This is a genomic window from Saccharothrix sabaoui, assembly GCF_051756985.1.
In the GTDB taxonomy this organism is placed as follows: Bacteria; Actinomycetota; Actinomycetes; order Mycobacteriales; family Pseudonocardiaceae; genus Actinosynnema.
In genome coordinates, this window is record NZ_JBPKJK010000020.1 from 64,557 (window position 1) to 81,369 (window position 16,813).

The 16,813-nt window shown below is 74.8% G+C and carries 15 protein-coding genes; 12 read left to right on the forward strand and 3 right to left on the reverse strand.

Annotated elements, in window-relative coordinates:
• Nucleotides 1-175 precede the first annotated feature (175 nt).
• Both ACR807_RS09025 and ACR807_RS09030 read left to right on the forward strand, forming a co-directional pair.
• Nucleotides 176-604: a pyridoxamine 5'-phosphate oxidase family protein gene (locus tag ACR807_RS09025; RefSeq protein WP_438920763.1), complete on the forward strand. Its 429-nt coding sequence runs from the start codon at nucleotides 176-178 to the stop codon at nucleotides 602-604.
• 86 nt (nucleotides 605-690) lie between these two features.
• Complete coding sequence (locus ACR807_RS09030; RefSeq protein WP_438920764.1) at nucleotides 691-1,011, forward strand: DUF3140 domain-containing protein; 321 nt, start codon at nucleotides 691-693, stop codon at nucleotides 1,009-1,011.
• Between the two features lie 117 nt (nucleotides 1,012-1,128).
• On the opposite strand, the gene ACR807_RS09035 is transcribed toward ACR807_RS09030, so the two are convergent.
• A complete protein-coding gene (locus ACR807_RS09035) occupies nucleotides 1,129-2,427 on the reverse strand; it encodes an NAD(P)/FAD-dependent oxidoreductase (protein ID WP_438920765.1) in 1,299 nt (432 codons plus the stop codon).
• A gap of 75 nt (nucleotides 2,428-2,502) precedes the next feature.
• Here ACR807_RS09035 and ACR807_RS09040 point away from each other — a divergent pair, with 75 nt between their 5' ends.
• From ACR807_RS09040 to ACR807_RS09050, 3 genes are all read left to right on the forward strand, one after another.
• Nucleotides 2,503-3,219, forward strand: coding sequence for an HAD family hydrolase (locus tag ACR807_RS09040; protein ID WP_438920766.1), 717 nt, complete (start codon nucleotides 2,503-2,505; stop codon nucleotides 3,217-3,219).
• Complete coding sequence (locus ACR807_RS09045; protein ID WP_438920767.1) at nucleotides 3,216-5,576, forward strand: glycoside hydrolase family 65 protein; 2,361 nt, start codon at nucleotides 3,216-3,218, stop codon at nucleotides 5,574-5,576. Before ACR807_RS09040 ends, ACR807_RS09045 begins: the two co-directional genes overlap by 4 nt.
• Before the next feature lie 1,045 nt (nucleotides 5,577-6,621).
• The gene (locus ACR807_RS09050; protein ID WP_438920768.1) at nucleotides 6,622-7,761 is read left to right on the forward strand and encodes an ABC transporter substrate-binding protein; all 1,140 of its coding nucleotides are present in this window, start codon (nucleotides 6,622-6,624) and stop codon (nucleotides 7,759-7,761) included.
• A gap of 354 nt (nucleotides 7,762-8,115) precedes the next feature.
• Here the strand turns inward: ACR807_RS09050 and ACR807_RS09055 are convergent, their stop codons facing one another.
• Entirely contained in the window at nucleotides 8,116-8,916 is an 801-nt protein-coding gene (locus ACR807_RS09055; protein WP_438920769.1) for a hypothetical protein, read from the reverse strand.
• 62 nt (nucleotides 8,917-8,978) lie between these two features.
• Between ACR807_RS09055 and ACR807_RS09060 the strand changes: the two genes are divergently transcribed.
• Entirely contained in the window at nucleotides 8,979-9,488 is a 510-nt protein-coding gene (locus tag ACR807_RS09060; RefSeq protein ID WP_438920770.1) for a DUF2087 domain-containing protein, read from the forward strand.
• Nucleotides 9,489-9,531: 43 nt separating this feature from the next.
• Here ACR807_RS09060 and ACR807_RS09065 read toward each other — a convergent pair whose 3' ends face one another.
• Entirely contained in the window at nucleotides 9,532-10,350 is an 819-nt protein-coding gene (locus tag ACR807_RS09065) for an aldo/keto reductase (protein ID WP_438920771.1), read from the reverse strand.
• Nucleotides 10,351-10,434: 84 nt separating this feature from the next.
• On the opposite strand from ACR807_RS09065, the gene ACR807_RS09070 reads away from it, so the two are divergent.
• The 6 genes from ACR807_RS09070 to ACR807_RS09095 form a co-directional block, all read left to right on the forward strand.
• Nucleotides 10,435-10,950, forward strand: a complete 516-nt coding sequence (locus ACR807_RS09070) for a winged helix-turn-helix domain-containing protein (RefSeq protein ID WP_438920772.1) — start codon at nucleotides 10,435-10,437, stop codon at nucleotides 10,948-10,950.
• Between the two features lie 178 nt (nucleotides 10,951-11,128).
• Nucleotides 11,129-12,055: a UDP-glucuronic acid decarboxylase family protein gene (locus ACR807_RS09075; RefSeq protein ID WP_438920773.1), complete on the forward strand. Its 927-nt coding sequence runs from the start codon at nucleotides 11,129-11,131 to the stop codon at nucleotides 12,053-12,055.
• Nucleotides 12,056-12,101: 46 nt separating this feature from the next.
• Nucleotides 12,102-13,715 carry a carbamoyltransferase family protein gene (locus ACR807_RS09080; protein WP_438920774.1) on the forward strand — a complete coding sequence of 538 codons (1,614 nt, stop codon included), beginning with the start codon at nucleotides 12,102-12,104 and terminating at the stop codon, nucleotides 13,713-13,715.
• Complete coding sequence (locus ACR807_RS09085) at nucleotides 13,712-14,716, forward strand: glycosyltransferase family 2 protein (protein WP_438920775.1); 1,005 nt, start codon at nucleotides 13,712-13,714, stop codon at nucleotides 14,714-14,716. The genes ACR807_RS09080 and ACR807_RS09085 overlap by 4 nt, the downstream gene beginning before the upstream one ends.
• Nucleotides 14,713-15,603, forward strand: a complete 891-nt coding sequence (locus ACR807_RS09090) for a glycosyltransferase family 9 protein (protein WP_438920776.1) — start codon at nucleotides 14,713-14,715, stop codon at nucleotides 15,601-15,603. The genes ACR807_RS09085 and ACR807_RS09090 overlap by 4 nt, the downstream gene beginning before the upstream one ends.
• Nucleotides 15,561-16,813, forward strand: a 1,253-nt coding sequence (locus ACR807_RS09095; RefSeq protein ID WP_438920777.1) for a UDP-glucose dehydrogenase family protein, incomplete at its 3' end; no start/stop codon positions are given. The genes ACR807_RS09090 and ACR807_RS09095, both read left to right, overlap by 43 nt.

The window sequence follows — 16,813 nt, forward strand, 5'->3', positions numbered from 1 at the left end:
CCCAGGTTGGACGATCACACAGGTGATCCGGCTTTTCACCCGTGGGATCGTCCGGCGCGGTCGTGTTCACTGGTCCCATGACCGACAGCACCGTCCTCATCCTCGACGCGACCGGCGGGACCCGCCGGCGGGTCCTCACCCACCCGTGCGACACGGCGGCGGGGGTGTGGGACCGGTGAGCGCCGACACCGGTTCGCTGACCGCTCAGGACCTGGAGTTCCTGCGACGCCCGCTGCACGGGTTCCTGACCGTGGCCGCGGGACCGCTGCCGCCGCAGCCCCGGCCGGTGTGGTTCGAGGCCACCGACGAGGGCGAGGTCCAGCTGTTCACGCTCCCGGACTCGCTCAAGGTGCGCCGCCTGCGCCGCGACCCCCGCGCCTCGCTCGTCGTGGCCGCCCCGGTGGGCGAGCGCGAGCGCTGGCTGTCGGTCGCCGGCCGCGTCTCGGTGGAGCACGACGGCGCGCGCGACCTATGCGCCCGCCTGGGCGCGCGCTACTGGGACCTCGCCGACCCGGACCGCGCCGCCGCCCTGGACGCGATGCTGGACGAGACCTGGGTCCGGCTCGTGCTCCACCCGGACACCGTGCGCCGCTACCTGAACTGACGCCGCGACGCCCGTTCGGTGGCACCGCCGGGGGACGCCCCGCCGGGCGGGTTTCGGGCGCGGGTCCGGCGGAAATCCACTCCCCCATGACCGACACCCTGTGGGAAGAGTTCCACCGCGTGGTGAACATGACCTCGCACGAGCTGGAGGACTGGCTGCGCACCCGGTCCGCCGACGAGCGGTCCGAGGAGCTGCCGGACCAGGCGGGCACGCCCACCGGCCAGGACGTGCTGCGGGTGCTGCGCAAGCGCCGCACCGACCTGACCACCGAGGACGTGAAGGTGATGCGCCGGGTCGTGGACCGGGTGCACGAGCAGCGGCGCGACGACCTGGAGCCCACGGCGGGCGAGGCGCACTGGCGGCACCGGCTCATGTCGATCGGCCACGACCCGCTCAAGCCCGCCTGACCCGAGCCCGCCCAGCTCGGGCCCGCCCAGCTCGGGCCCGCCCAGCTCGGGCCCGCCCAGCTCGGGCCCGCCCAGCTCGGGCCCGCCCAGCTCGGGCCCGCCCGGCCGCGGGCGCGCTCACGGCGACGGGACCCCCTCCGCGTCCCCCAGCCGCACGCCCGCCTCCGGGACCAGCCCGAACTGGACGACCTGGCGGCGGGCGAGCACGTCGGTGAGCCAGTCGACGGCCGTGCGCAGCCGGTTCCCGGGCATGGCCAGCAGGTGGTAGCCCTTGGCCACGGCCTTGGCGGGCAGCCCGGTGAGCGGCACGTGCAGCGGGTCGGCGACGGCCTGCCCGCCGCCCAGGTCGACGACGAAGCCGAGGTCCCGGTGCCGGTACCGGCCGACGTCGCCGTGCCCGAGGGACGCGGCGACGTTGCGGCCGGCGAGCTTGCCCTGGCGCTGGGCGTGCTGGGCGGTCATCGGGGTGGGCGCGCCGCCGTTGAACGCGTCGGGCACGGACGCCACGTCGCCGGCGGCGAACACGTGCGGGTGGCCCGGCACGGCGAGGGTGGGGTCGACCACGACGCGCCCCTTCTCGGTGGCGACGGACACGGCCTCGACCAGCGGGTCGGGGCGCACGCCGACGCACCACACGACGGTGCGCGTGGGGATCTCGGTGCCGTCGGTGAGCCGGGCGCAGGTGTCGGTGACGGCCTCGACGCTGGTCTTGAGCCGCACGTCGACGCCCCGGGAGCGCAGCACGCGGGCGGCGGGACCGGACAGCCGCTCGTCGAGACCGGGCAGCACGCGCGGCGCCAGGTCGAGGAGCACCCACCGGACGTCGGCCTCGGAGAGCCCTCGACGGCCGCGCAGGGCGGCGCGCGTGAGCTGCACGCCCTGGGCGACCAGCTCGGTGCCGGTGTAGCCGGCGCCGACGACGACGAACGTGGCGCGCGCGGCGCGTTCGGCCGGGTCGTCGGCCTGCTCGGCCAGCTCGACCTGGCGCAGCACGTGGTCGCGCAGGAACACGGCCTCGGCGACGGACTTGAACCCGAACGCGTGCTCGGCGACGCCGGGGACGGACATCAGCCGGGTGACGGACCCGGAGGTGAGCACGACGCGGTCCCACTCCTCGACCCGCGTGCGACCTTCGACGTCCACGACGGTGCAGGTGCGCTCGACGAGGTCGACGCCGGTGGCGCGCCCCTGCACGAGGCGGGTGCGCGGCAGCTTGGGCCGCAGCGGCACGGCGACGCGGCGCGGGTCGAGGGTGCCGCCCGCGACCTCGGGCAGCAGCGGCACGTAGAGCATGTAGTCGGTGGGGTTGACGGCGACCAGGTCGGCGGCGTCGGCCGGCAGGGCGCGCTCCAGCGCGCGCAGGCAGTGGTAGCCCGCGAAGCCCGTCCCGACCACCAGCACCCGCGGCTTGCCCATGCCCGTTCCCTCCGGCGCAGTCGTGAACGATCAGGAGGACGGGTACCCAGGACCGGAAGGGGGTAGACACGGAACATGCCCCTCGGACTGCCGGAACCGATCACCGCGTGCCTCTTCGACCTCGACGGCGTGCTCACGAGCACGGCCGTGCTGCACCGGCGCGCGTGGAAGCGCACCTTCGACGACCTGCTGCGCCTGCGCGGCGAACCGCTGTTCACCGAGCAGGACTACGCCCGGTACGTGGACGGGCGACCGCGCTACGACGGCGTGCGCGAGTTCCTCGCCTCGCGCGGCATCACGCTGCCGGAGGGCGCGCCGGACGACCCGCCGGACGCGGCCACCGTGCACGGCGTGGGCAACCTCAAGAACGACCTGCTGGAGGCGATCATCCGGCACGAGGGGGTGACGCCGTACCCGGGCACGGTGCGCTACCTGGAGGCGGTGCGGGCGGCGGGCCTCGACATCGGGGTGGTGACGTCGTCGGCGAACGCCGAGAAGGTCCTGGACGCGGCGAACCTGAACGGGTTCGTGCAGGCCAGGGTGGACGGCGTGGTGATCGCCCGCGACGGGTTGAAGGGCAAGCCGGCGCCGGACTCGTTCCTGGTGGGCGCGCGGCTGCTGGGCGTGGAGCCGACGCGCGCGGCGGTGTTCGAGGACGCGCTGGCGGGCGTGCAGGCGGGTCGCGCGGGCGGCTTCGGGCACGTGGTGGGCGTGGACCGGGCGGGGCAGCGGGACGAGCTGCTGCGGCACGGCGCGGACGTGGTGGTCGACGACCTGGCGGAGCTGCTGTGAACGGCTGGGAGGTCCACCCGTGGCGGTTGCGCTGGAACGGGCTGGCGGTGGACCAGCTGCGGCGGACCGAGTCGATCTTCGCGCTGTCCAACGGGCACATCGGGATGCGCGGCACGCTGGACGAGGGCGAGCCGCGCGGCCTGCCCGGCACCTACCTGAACGGGTTCTACGAGGAGCACGCCCTGCCGTACGGGGAGTCGGGCTACGGCTACCCGGAGGCCGGGCAGACGGTCGTGAACGTCACCGACGGCAAGGTGATCCGGCTGCTGGTGGAGGACGAGCCGCTGGACATGCGGTACGGCCGCGCGCACCGGCACCGGCGGGAGCTGGACTTCCGCACCGGCACGATGCGCCGGCACACCGAGTGGGAGTCGCCGACCGGCAAGCGGATCACGGTGCGCACCGAGCGGCTGGTGTCGCTGACGCAGCGCGCGGTCGCGGCGATCCTGTACGAGGTCGAGGCGAACGAGAAGGTGCAGCTGGTCGTGCAGTCGGACCTGCTGGCCAACGAGCCGGTGGAGCACGACAGCGACGACCCGCGGGTGGCGGCGGCGCTGGAGGACCCGCTGGTGGCGGAGTTCGCGCACGCCGACGGCTACCGGGCGGTGCTGGCCCACCACGCGCGCAACTCGCAGCTGCGGATGGCGGCGGGGATGGACCACGAGCTGGAGACCGACGACGGGGTGCGCACGGAGATCCGCGCCGACGGCGACCTGGCGCGGTTCACGGCCGCGGTGGACCTGCCGGCGGGCGGGAAGCTCCGGCTGGTGAAGTACCTGGGGTACGGCTGGTCGGCGCAGCGCTCGGTGCCGGCGCTGCGCGCGCAGGTGGAGGCGGCGATCGCGGGCGCGCGGCAGACCGGGTGGGAGGGCCTGCTGGCCGAGCAGCGGCGGTTCCTGGACGACTTCTGGGCGGCGGCCGACATCGAGGTCGAGGGCGACGACGAGCTCCAGCAGGCGCTGCGGTTCTCGCTGTTCCACATCATGCAGGCGGCGGTGCGCGGTGAGACGCGGGCGATCCCGGGCAAGGGCCTGACCGGGCCGGGCTACGACGGGCACGCGTTCTGGGACACCGAGATGTTCGTGCTGCCGGTGCTGGTGCACACGGTGCCGGAGGCGGCGCGGGACGCGCTGCGGTGGCGGCACTCGACGCTGGACAAGGCCCGGGAGCGGGCGGCGGTGCTGGGGCAGGCGGGGGCGGCGTTCCCGTGGCGGTCGATCAACGGCGCGGAGTGCTCGGCGTACTGGCCGGCGGGCACGGCCGCGTTCCACGTGTCCGGGGACGTGGCGCACGCGGTGGCGCAGTACGCGCACGCCACGGGCGACCGGGAGTTCGAGCGGGAGGCGGGCGCGGAGATCCTGGTGGAGACGGCCCGGCTGTGGGTGTCGCTGGGGCACCACGACCAGCACGGCGGGTTCCGCATCGACGGCGTGACGGGGCCGGACGAGTACTCGGCGGTGGTGGACAACAACGTCTACACGAACCTGATCGCGCAGGAGAACCTGATGGAGGCCGCGGCGGCGGTCGAGCGGAACCCGGAGGTGGCCGACCGGCTGGGCGTGACGCCGCAGGAGGTCGCGGCGTGGCGCAAGGCGGCGGACGGGATGCTGGTGCCGTTCGACAACCTGCTGGGGGTGCACGAGCAGTCGGAGGGGTTCACCTCGCACGCCGCGTGGGACTTCGAGGGCACCGACCCGGACGAGTACCCGCTGCTGCTCAACCGGCCGTACTTCGACCTGTACCGCAAGCAGGTGGTGAAGCAGGCGGACCTGGTGCTGGCGATGCACGTGCGCGGCGACGCGTTCACGCCGGTGCAGAAGGCCCGCAACTTCGCCTACTACGAGGCGAGGACGGTGCGCGACTCGTCGTTGTCGGCGAGCACGCAGGCGGTGCTGGCGGCGGAGATCGGCGCGTTGCAGCTGGCCTACGACTACCTGGCCGAGGCGGCGTTCACCGACCTGCACGACCTGCACCACAACGTCCACAACGGACTGCACATGGCGTCGCTGGCGGGCGCGTGGATCGGCCTGGTCGCCGGGTTCGGCGGGATGCGGCACCACGACGACGGGCTGTCGTTCGCGCCGAGGCTGCCACCGGGCCTGGACCGGATGTCGTTCCGGTTGGCGTTCCGCGGCACGCGGCTGTCGGTGGAGGTGGGGCCGGGCGAGGTGACCTACCGCGTCGTCGACGGCGACGCGCTGCGCATCACGCACCACGGGGAGCCGGTGCTGGTCGAGCCGGACGGCCCGGTCACCCGGTCCACACCGGACGCGCCGGAGCCGCCGGAGATCCGCCAGCCCGCCAACCGCGAACCCGTGCGGCGGGTGCCGCCGGGCCGGAAGAACGGCCAGGGCTGAGCCGGTCGTCCCGGTGTCGCACATGACTTCTTCCCCGCTGAGCCTTCGTCCCGTTCCGGGGGTCCCCCGGAACGGGACGCGGGTGCGGAACGGGAGGGGTGGCGGAAACCGACGAGTCCACACAGGTCGGTGGTCCCCCGGGCGGCGGCGGGGCGATCAAGCGCTTCGGGACGCCGCAGCGCGGGCCTGTCCCGCGCCGGGCCGGGTGGTTCCGGCGGGCGATGACCACGGGTGCCCGCGCGAGGTCGTCGGGTGGGCGCGGTGGACGGGGCGTGCGGCGGACCGGGACGGGCGCGGAGCGCGCCACGTGGCGGTACTCGCTGGTGAACCGGGGCGGTGCCCCGTCGAGGGGGATGAGGCGCCCGGCCGGACTCCTGGGGGGTGGAGCCCGGCCGGGACTTGTCAGGCGGCCTGGGGGGGCGGTGGCCGCCTACGCCCTCATCGTGTGCCGGGGTACCCCCGTTACGCGCCGGCAAACCACCGGTGCGGACGCGCGGGCGGCGTTCCGGGTGGGCGCGGGCGGGCGGGTGAAGATCCGGACCGTCCACACCGGCCGGGAACCGTGGTGGTGCGGCCTCCGGGCGGTCGTCGGAGCCGGTCGCCGGAGTGGTGCGGCAGGCCGTGCGCGATCTCCGCAGTAGTGCGGGTCCTGCACGGAGGAACGTAACCCACAGGAGTGAGAGGGGCAGCGCCGGGACCGCCGGCCGGTCAGGATTCCGTGGCGTGAGCTCAACACCGATCTACGACGAGTTGGCGGCCACCTACCTCGCCGACCTCACACCCGCGCCGAGAGAGGCCACCGCGACCACCCCGACCACCGCCGCCGCCGGCCCCGCGGCCGGCCCGGCCGGCCGCACGCCCGGCACGAGGTCTGGACCACCGATCTTGACACCGCCTCACGCGGCGGAGTAGGACGGCTCCAGGCCGTAGACCAGGGCGCCTACCCCGAAGGGTGGAGCGGATGCGTGGACGAGCACTGCTCGCGGTAGCGGCGTTGCTCGCCGTGGCGGCATGCACGGCGGAAGACCCTCAGACCCCCGAACAGGTGACGCTCACCTGGTGGGACTACCTCAACCACTCCCCCACGGCCGACGAGGCCGTCGACCACCTCCTCGCCCGCTACCAGCAGGAACACCCCGACGTCCGGGTCCGGCGCACCTCGCTGTCACCCGACGAGTTCGAAGCCAAGCTGGTCGAGGCCACCACGGCGGGCACGTTCCCGGACGTCGCCGCCGTCGACACCGCCGACGTGCCGCGCCTGGCCGAGCAGGACGCCCTGGCCGACCTCACGCCCCGTTTCGACGCCTGGGCGCTCGGGGAGCGCTTCCTCGACCCGGTGAAGGAGGGCGCCACCCACGACGGCCGGCTCTACGGCGTCCCCCTGCGCAGCACCACCACCGCGCTGATCCACAACCGGGCGCTGTTCTCCGCCGCGGGCGTGGCCGTGCCGCCGGTGACCTGGGAGGAGCTGCGCGTGGCCGCACGGGCGCTCACCGCCGAGGGGCGGTCCGGCCTGTGCTTCCCCGGCGAGGGCGACGACCTGACCACCACGTTCCTGCCGTTCCTGTGGCAGGCGGGCGGCGACGTCGCGTCCGTCGGCGACCCGGCGGGCGTCAGCGCCCTCACCTACGTCGACCAGCTCGTCAACGCCGACCGCAGCGCGCCCGCCGAGGCGCTGTCCTGGGACCGGGCCGAAGCCGCGCGGCAGTTCGCGCTGGGCCGCTGCGGGATGCTCATCGGCGGGCCGGAGGCGGTCCCCGAGCTGAACCAGGCGGGCCTGGACTGGGCGGTGTCGCCGCTGCCCGGCGGCGAGGCGGGCACGGCCGCGCCCCTGGGCGGCGAGGTGTGGGTCGTCGGGCGCGGCAGCAGGCACGCCGACCGGGCGTGGGAGCTGCTGACGTGGCTCGCCGAGAACCGGGACAACGCCACCGAGTTCGGCGGCGGCCTCGGCGCGCTGCCCAACCGCACCGACACCCGCGACGACCTGGCCTGGCAATGGGACCCGAACGTGCCGGGCTTCGCCGAGCAGCTGGCGACCGTGCGCACGCGCACCGCCTACGGCCCGGGCTACCCGGAGATCTCGGCGGCCATCAGCGCCATGGCCGCCCAGGTGCTGACCCGGGAGCGCGACCCCGCCGGCGCGAGCGCGGACGCCGCCGCGAAGATCCGCCCGCTGCTGCGCTGACCGACCCGGCTGTTGCGCCACCAGGGGGAATCGCACGCAGCACCACGGGGTTAACCGACCACCCCCGGGGATGGGCCGAACGGGCGAGGGGTAACCCGCCGTCATGCGGAACGAGGCGCCGGTGGGCGGCAAGAGGGGCACGGGCAGGGCGGCGGCCAAGCCGTTCAGCCGGGCCCAGGCACTCGCGTTCGTCGTCGGGTCGCTCCAGGTGGTGCTCGCCTGCGTGCCGTTCCTGCCGATGAGCCAGGGCACCAACCACGCCCTGTACGTGTGCACGGGCGTGGTGGGCGTCCTGGCGGCGTGGCAGCACGCCCACGCCCGCTGCTACGGCGTGGGGCTGGTGCTGCTCTACGGTCAGCTGTTCATCAGCGACGCCGCGGAGACCGGGCCGTTCGGGCTGCCCACCCTGGAGACCCTGGCGTACGGCCGCGCCGCCCTGGCGGGGTTGGTGATCGCGCTGATCCCGGCGTTCAAGCGGCGCCGGTAGTCGCCCGCGGTCATCGTCCCGTCGGGGTGGAACCGCAGCTTGTCGTCCGGGCTGCGCGCGATCGACTCGAACATCGCCCGGTCGGAGCGGGTCGTGGGCTCCCAGTACATGTGCGCGCCGTGCGTGACGCCCATGTCGAGCGACATCATCGTCATCACGGCCCGGTCGTAGCGGCGGCGGTTGAGCGGCAGGCCGCCGGAGGCGCGGATGTCGAACACGTCGTGGTCGCCGGTCAGCGGGCGCAGCACGCCCCGGTGGTCGTAGCCGTGCACGACGCCGTCGCGCACCAGGTACTCGCCGCGCCGCTCGAACTCGGCCATCTTCTCGCGCAGGGCGTCGAACTCGACGCGCCGCTGGTCGAAGCGGCGCAGCAGCCGGTCGGTGGGGTCCGGCGGCGGTGAGGCGGGGCGGAAGTAGCCGACCAGGCCGCGGTGGCGCGGCGACGCGCCGAGGCGCACGTCCAGGTCGTCGATGGTCTTGGCCTTGACGGCCTCGGGTTTGGGCAGCGCGCCGCGGCGCAACCACGCCACCGCGTGCGGGTTGGTGCCCCGCACGTCGATGACCAGGTCCTGCTCCGCGGCGACCTGCTGGAACTTGCGGGCGTTCTCCACGGGCATGCCGAAAACCGGCTCCACGGAGGCGAGGGGGAAGAGGTGATCAGTGCGCACGGCTATTAAGGTCCGCCCGAAATGGGCGTGCACCAGGCCGCCCTCTTCGGTTAGCTCGTCGCGTGACCCCTGATTCACTGGTGGGACTGCTGGCGGACACCGGCCGGTTGCGCGTGGCGGCGGCCCTCGTGCTGGGCGCGCGCACGGGCGGCGAGGTGGTCGCGGCGACCGGGCTGGACGCCCGCCGCGTGGAGAACTGCCTGCGCAGGCTGCGGACGGCCGGTTTGGTGGTGACCGACGGTTCCGGCCTGCGGTTGCGCGAGGAGCTGTTCAAGGAGGCCACCCTGGTCGAGCAGGCGAACCGGGTCCCGGAGGACCCGTTCGTGCGAGGAGGGCGGCTGGTGGGGCTCCCCGCGCAGCGCGGACGCAGGCGGGCGGTGCTCGAACAGGTGAGCGCCGCGTTCGAGCCGGGTAGACGTTACCCCGAACGCGACGTGGTGGAGGTGCTCAGGCGCTGGTGCGACGGCGGCGAGGTCGACCACGTGACCGTGCGCCGGTACCTGGTGGACGAAGGGCTGCTGAGCCGGGCCGACGGCGTGTACTGGCGTTCCGGCGGCCCGGTCGAGGTGTGATCCCCGGGGCCCCGGGGGTGGTCCCCGGGGCCCGCCCCACGCGTCAGCCGAACGTGTCGGGGTCCGGGCCGGTGCGCTCGCCGCGGTCCAGGGTGGAGATCCGGTCCAGGTCGTCACCGTCCAGTTCGAAGTCGAACACGGCGAAGTTCTCCGCGATGCGGCTCGGCGTGACCGACTTGGGGATGACGACGTTGCCGAGCTGCACGTGCCACCGCAGGACCACCTGCGCGGGCGTCTTCCCGTGCTTCCCGGCGATGTCGGCGACCACCCGCTCGTCCAGCAGCTGCCCGCCCTTGGCGAGCGGGCTCCACGCCTCGGTGACGATGCCGTGCTCCGCGTGGAAGGCGCGCAGCTCGGCCTGCTGGAGGTAGGGGTGCAGCTCCACCTGGTTCACCGAGGGCACCTGGCCGGTGGCCTCGACCACGCGCTCCAGGTGCGCGGGCTGGAAGTTGGACACGCCGATCGCGCGGACGCGGCCGTCGGCGAGCAGCTTGCCCAGCGCGCGCCAGCTGTCGACGTAGCGGTCCTGCGCGGGCGCGGGCCAGTGGACCAGGTACAGGTCCAGCCGCTCCAGGCCCAGCTTGCCCATGCTCACGTCGAACGCGCGCAGCGCCTCGTCGTAGCCCTGCTCGGAGTTCCACAGCTTGGTGGTGACGAACAGCTCGTCGCGGGCGATCCCCGAGTCGGCCAGCGCGCGGCCCACGGGCTCCTCGTTGCCGTAGACCGCCGCGGTGTCGACGCTGCGGTAGCCGACCCGCAGCGCCTCGGTGACCGCGTCGTGGGTGTCCTGAGTGGACACCTGGAAGACGCCGAAGCCGAGCTGCGGCATACCGACGCCGTTGTTCAGGGTGATGGTCCTCATGGACCACCATGATGCCCGTTGTCAACGGCTCCCACGCACCGGACGGCGTTGACCCGCGTCACCCCGCACTGGTCCGATCACCCCGTGAGGGCATCCCCTGATGTGACGGACGTCGAGGTGACGGTCGTCCTGCGCCTGTCCGCGCCCGCGACCGGGGCGGCGGACGCGGCGGGACGGCTGGCGGAGGCGATCCGGTCCGCGTTCGACGCCGTGTTCGACGGCGCGACCGGCCCGGCGCGACCCGACGCCACGGTGGTGGTGGACCTGCCGGTGAAGCGGGTCGAGCCGCGGCTGCGCGTCCTGGCCGACTCGCGGCGCGTGCTGGTCCGCGGCGCGCAGGTGGAGCTGACCAGGCTGGAGTTCGACCTGCTGCACCACCTGTGCGCGCACCCGAGGCAGGTGCACCGGCGCACGGCGCTCATGGCGCGCGTGTGGGGCACGACGAGCTTCGCGGACACCCGCACGGTGGACGTGCACGTGCGGCGCATCCGGCGCAAGCTCGGCGACGTCGCCTCGGTGATCACGACCGTGCGCGGCGTCGGCTACCGCGTGGACGACGTGGGCGACGTCGTGGTGGAGCGCGACGCCCTGGCGGGCTGACCCCGCCGCGGCCCCCGGTCACGCGGAGCGGCCATGCGGAGCGGCCATGCGGGGCGGCCGTGCGGGGCGGTGACGCGGAGCGGTCACGCACCGCGTCCACCTGCGCCGTCGCCGACACCGGCGGGTGTCACCCGCGAACCCGGTGGTTACACCGGCTCCTGCCGGGTAGGCCAACCGCATGGCATTCGAACGCGCGGTGGTGACGGGCGGGGCCGGGTTCCTCGGGTCGCACGTGTGCGAGGCGCTGCTCAAGCGCGGCACGCGTGTCGTCTGCGTGGACGACTTCTCGACCGGTTCCCCGGACAACCTGCCCGACGACGCGCGGCTGGGTGTCGTGGCGATGGACGTGACCCGGCCGCTGGACCTGCTCGGCGACGTCGACCTGGTCCTGCACCTGGCGTGCCCGGCGTCGCCCGCGGACTACCTGCGCGACCCCGTCGGCACGCTCAAGACCGGCGGCTTCGGCACGCTGCACGCCCTCGAACTGGCGCGGCGCAAGGACGCGCGGATCGTGATCGCCTCCACCAGCGAGGTCTACGGCGACCCGCTGGAGCACCCGCAGCGCGAGACGTACTGGGGCAACGTCAACCCGATCGGCCCGCGCAGCACCTACGACGAGGCCAAGCGCTTCGGTGAGGCGCTGACCAGCGCGTTCCGCCGCCAGCACGACATCGACGCGGGCATCGTGCGGATCTTCAACACCTACGGGTCGCGGATGCGCCCGGACGACGGCCGGATGGTGCCGACGTTCTTCCGGCAGGCCCTGGCGGGCGAGCCGCTGACCGTGCACGGCGACGGCACCCAGACCCGGTCGCTGTGCCACGTGGACGACCTGGTGCGCGGCCTGCTCTCGATGGCCGACAGCGACCACGCGGGACCGGTCAACCTGGGCAACCCGGAGGAGGTCACCGTGCTGGAGGTGGCGCGCCGGGTCGTCGAGATCACCGGCAGCGACTCCGGGGTGCGGCACGTCGAGCCGATGGTCGACGACCCGCGCCGCCGCCGCCCGGACATCTCGCTGGCCCGCGACCTGCTCGGCTGGCAGCCCGAGATCCCGCTGGACGAGGGTTTGCGGCGGTCGTTCGACCGGCACCTCGTCGGGTAGCGACCCACCCCACCACGACTCCGGACAGCAACGAAAGGGGAACGCCGTGCGCGTGCTCGGCATCAACGCGGTCTTCCACGACCCCGCCGCGGCCCTCGTGGTCGACGGGGAGGTGGTCGCCGCAGCGGAGGAGGAGCGGTTCTCGCGGCGCAAGCACGGCAAGCGCCCGGTGCCGTTCTCCGCGTGGGAGCAGCCCGAACAAGCGGCCCGGTGGTGCCTGGAACGCGCGGGGCTCACCCCCGCCGACCTGGACGCGGTCGCCTACTCCTACGACCCGGACCTGGTGGAGCCCAGCGACGTGCCCTGGGAGGACCTGCGCACCGAGTACGCCCGGCGCGCGCCGCGCTTCCTGGCCACCGCGCTGCCCGGCCTCGACCCGGCGATCGTGCGGTTCGTGCCGCACCACGTGGCGCACGCCGCGTCGGCGGCGCTGGCCGCGCCGTTCGCGGGCGACTGCGCGGTGCTGGTCAACGACGGCCGCGGCGAGTGCCGCTCGCACCTGGCGGGCAGCTACCGGGGGCACCGGCTGGAGACGCTGGCCGCGCAGCACCTGCCGCACTCGCTGGGCCTGTTCTACGAGGACCTGACCGAGCACCTGGGCTTCCTGCGCTCCAGCGACGAGTACAAGGTGATGGCGCTGGCCTCCTACGCGAAGCCGGTGCACCTGGACCTGCTGCGCGAGCACGTGTACGCGACCGACGACGGCGGGTTCGCCGTGATGCCGCTGAACTGGTCGACGCTGGCCAAGAAGCGCGAGCCGCACGAGGAGATGACGCGCGAGCACGCCGAGCTGGCGGCGAGCGTGCAGGTGCGGGTCGAGGAGGTGCTGCTGGACCAGGTGCGCTGGCTGCACGAGCGCACCGGGCAGAAGCGGCTGGCGATGGCGGGCGGCGTGGCGCTGAACTGCGTGGCCAACACCCGGATCTTCGCCGAGGGGCCGTTCGACGAGGTGTGGGTGCAGCCCGCCGCCGGCGACTCGGGCACGGCGCTGGGCGCCGCCCTGTCGGTCGTGGCGGACTCCGGCGAGCCGGCCGCCCCGATGCCGGGCGCGGACCTGGGCCGCTCGTGGACCGACGACGAGATCCGCGAGTACCTCGACAACGCCAAGATCGGGTACGAGGAGCCGGAGGACGTGGCGGTCGCCGTCGCCGAGGCGCTGGCCGACGACCAGGTGGTCGCCTGGTTCCAGGGCCGCAGCGAGTACGGGCCGCGCGCGCTGGGCCGCCGCTCGCTGCTCGCGCACCCCGGGCGGGCGGAGAACCTGGCCCGGCTCAACGAGGTCAAGGGGCGCGAGCAGTTCCGGCCGATCGCGCCGATGGTGCTCGCCGACCGGGCGCGGGAGCTGTTCTCGCGCGGGCCGTTCCCCAGCCCGTACATGCTGTTCGTGCACGACGTGGCGGAGGGGTGGAAGGACCGCATCCCGGCCGTCGTGCACGTGGACGGCACGGCGCGCGTGCAGACCGTGGACCCGGCGACCGAGCCGCTGATGGCGCGCGTGCTCACCGAGTTCGACCGGCTCACCGGCGTGCCGGTGGTGGTGAACACCAGCCTGAACACGGCGGGGCGGCCCATGGTCGACGACCCGCGCGACGCGCTGGAGTGCTTCGGCTCCGCGCCGGTCGACCTGCTGGCCATCGGACCGTTCGTGGTGCGGCGATGAGCGTCGACTACGCGGTCGTCATCCCGACGATGGGCCGGGAGAGCCTGACCCGGGTGCTCGACGCGCTGGAGCACGGCTCCGGCCCGCCGCCGCGCGAGGTGATCGTGGTGGACGACCGGCCCGAACCCGGCCCGCTGCCGCCCACGCACGGCGCGCGGCTGCTGCGCACCGGCGGGCGCGGCCCGGCCGCCGCGCGCAACGCCGGGTGGCGCGCGGCGTGCTGCGAGTGGGTGGCGTTCCTGGACGACGACGTGCTGCCGCCGCGCGACTGGAAGGCGCGCCTGGTCGCCGACCTGGAGGACCTGGGGCTCGACGTCGGCGCGTCGCAGGCGCGGATCACCGTGCCGCTGCCGGAGGACCGCAGGCCCACCGACTGGGAGCGCGGCACCGCCGGGCTGGCCGACGCCCGCTGGATCACCGCGGACATGGCCTACCGGCGGGCGGCGCTCACCCACGCGGGCGGCTTCGACGAGCGGTTCCCGCGCGCCTACCGGGAGGACGCCGAACTGGCGCTGCGCGTGCAGCGGCACGGCTACCGCATCGTCACCGGCGAGCGGGTGACCGTGCACCCGGTGCGCGGGTCGGACTTCCTCGCCAGCCTGCGCCAGCAGCGCGGCAACGCCGACGACGCCCTGATGCGGCGGCTGCTCGGCCCCGGCTGGCGGGAGGCGATCGGCGGCGCCCCCGGGTTGCTGCGCCGGCACGCGGTCACCACCGGGGCCGGTGTGCTGGCCGTCGCGTGCGGGCTGCTCGGGTGGCGCGGGGCGGCCCTCGCGCTGGGCGGCGCGTGGGCGGGGCTCACCGCGAAGTTCGCCGTCGAGCGCATCGCGCCCGGACCGCGCACCGCCGACGAGGTGGCCCGGATGGTGGTGACCAGCGCGGCCATCCCGCCCGCGGCCTGCCTGCACCGGCTGCGCGGCGAGCTGCGCCACCGCGGCGCCGAGCCCGTGCGGCCGGACGCGCTCGCGACGGCGCCCCGACCCCGGGCGGTGTCGCGATGAGGATCCTCGTGCTGCGCGCCCTCGGCCTCGGCGACCTGCTGACGGCCGTGCCGGCGCTGCGCGGGCTGCGGCGGGCGCACCCGGACGCGGAGATCACGCTGGCCGCGCCGGGCTGGCTGGCCGACGCGGTGGCGCGGATCGACGCGGTCGACGTGCTGCTGCCCACCGAGGGGCTCGTGCCGATCGAGTACGAGTCGCCCGACCTGGCGGTGAACCTGCACGGGCGCGGACCGGAGAGCACCGAGCTGCTGCGCGCCACCCGGCCGCAGCGGCTCATCACGCACGGCGCGCACGTGCCGTGGGCCGAGCGGCAGCACGAGGTGGTGCGGTGGTGCCGGCTGCTCGCGCAGTTCGGCATCGCGTGCGACCCCGCCGACCTGCACCTGCCGCCGCGCCCGCGCACCGGCGCGATCGTCGTGCACCCCGGCGCGTCGCACGGGTCGCGCCGGTGGCCCGCCGCCCGGTACGCGGCCGTCGTGCGGGAGCTGGGGCCGAACGTCGTCGTCACCGGGAGCCCGTCCGAGGCGGCCCTGGTGCGGGCGGTCGGGCGGGGCCGGACCCGGGTCGGCGACCTCGGCGGCCTGCTGGACCTCGTGGCGGGCGCGCGGCTCGTGGTGTGCGGCGACACGGGCGTGGCGCACGTCGCCACCGCCTACCGCACCCCGTCGGTCGTGCTGTTCGGGCCCGTGCCGCCCGCCCTGTGGGGGCCCCGGTCGGGTCCGCACCACGTGCTGTGGCACGGCACGACCGGCGACACGTTCGCCGACCGGCCCGACCCCGGGCTGCTGAAGATCGGTGTGGGAGACGTGCTGGCGGCGGCACGCGCACTGCTGGGAGGTGGACCGTGGCCAGGATCGGAGTCGTCGGCGCCGGCTATGTCGGGCTGACCACGGCGGCGTGCTTCGCGCGGCTCGGGCACACCGTGGTGTGCGCCGACGTCGACGAGGCGAAGGTGTCCGCGCTGTCGCGGGCGGAGGTGGGCGCGCACGAGCCCCGGTTGGCCGAGCTGGTCGCCGACGGGCTGGCGTCGGGGCGGCTGCGGTTCGTGCTCGGCAACCGGCCCGCGCTGTCCGGTGTGGACTTCGTGTTCGTGTGCGTGCCGACGCCCACCGGGCCGGACGGCGAGGCGGACCTGTCGTTCGTGCACGCGGTGCTGGAGGAGGCGCGGGAGGAGGTCGGGCCGGACTGCGTGATCGTGATCAAGTCGACCGTGCCGGCGGGGACCACCGAGCGGGTGGCGGCGGTCGTCGACCAGCCCGTGGTGTCCAACCCGGAGTTCCTGCGCGAGGGGCACGCCGTCGACGACTTCCTGCGCCCGCAACGGGTCGTGGTCGGCGCGCCGGGACCGCGCGACGGCGGCGCGCGCGACGCGGCGGTGCGGGTGGCCGAGCTGTACGAGGGGACGGGCGCGCCCGCGATCGTCACCGACAGCGCGAGCGCCGAGATGGTGAAGTACGCCAGCAACTGCTTCCTGGCGATGCGCTTGTCCTACGTGAACAGCCTGGCCGAGCTGTGCGAGCGGGTCGGCGCGGACATCTCCGACGTCACCGAGGGCATGTCGCTCGACGACCGGATCGGGTCGGCGTTCCTCGAACCCGGTCCGGGGTGGGGCGGGTCGTGCTTCCCCAAGGACACCAGCGCGCTGCTGTCCACGGCGGACGCGGTGGGTGTCGACTTCTCCCTGCTGCGCGCCACCATCGGCACCAACCGCCGGCAGGCGGAGCGCGTCGTCGGGCTGGTCCGCGACGCGGTGGGGCCGTTGCGCGGTGCGCGGCTGGCGCTGCTGGGGTTGACGTTCAAGGCCGGGACCGACGACCTGCGGGACTCCCCCGCCCTGGCCGTGGCGGAGCTGCTGGCCGCCGAGGGCGCCGTGCTGACCGGTTTCGACCCGTGCGTGGCGCGGGACTGCGGCCCGGTGCGGGTGACCGGTTCCGCCGAGGCCGCCGCCGAGGCCGCGGACGGGGTCGTGGTGCTGACCGAGTGGCCGGAGTTCGCCGAGCTGGACTGGTCCGACCTGGCCGCCGCGATGCCCGGCCGGGTCATCGTGGACACCCGCAACCTGCTGCCGGCGGACAAGGTGGCGGAGGCCGGGTTCCG

Excerpts from the sequence above, each read along its gene's own strand:
- ACR807_RS09030 (WP_438920764.1), top strand. The coding sequence starts at position 691 with ATGACCGACACCCTGTGGGAAGAGTTCCACCGCGTGGTGAACATGACC.
- ACR807_RS09035 (WP_438920765.1), bottom strand. The coding sequence starts at position 2,427 with ATGGGCAAGCCGCGGGTGCTGGTGGTCGGGACGGGCTTCGCGGGCTAC.
- ACR807_RS09040 (WP_438920766.1), top strand. The coding sequence starts at position 2,503 with ATGCCCCTCGGACTGCCGGAACCGATCACCGCGTGCCTCTTCGACCTC.
- ACR807_RS09065 (WP_438920771.1), bottom strand. The coding sequence starts at position 10,350 with ATGAGGACCATCACCCTGAACAACGGCGTCGGTATGCCGCAGCTCGGC.
- ACR807_RS09075 (WP_438920773.1), top strand. The coding sequence starts at position 11,129 with ATGGCATTCGAACGCGCGGTGGTGACGGGCGGGGCCGGGTTCCTCGGG.
- ACR807_RS09085 (WP_438920775.1), top strand. The coding sequence starts at position 13,712 with ATGAGCGTCGACTACGCGGTCGTCATCCCGACGATGGGCCGGGAGAGC.
- ACR807_RS09090 (WP_438920776.1), top strand. The coding sequence starts at position 14,713 with ATGAGGATCCTCGTGCTGCGCGCCCTCGGCCTCGGCGACCTGCTGACG.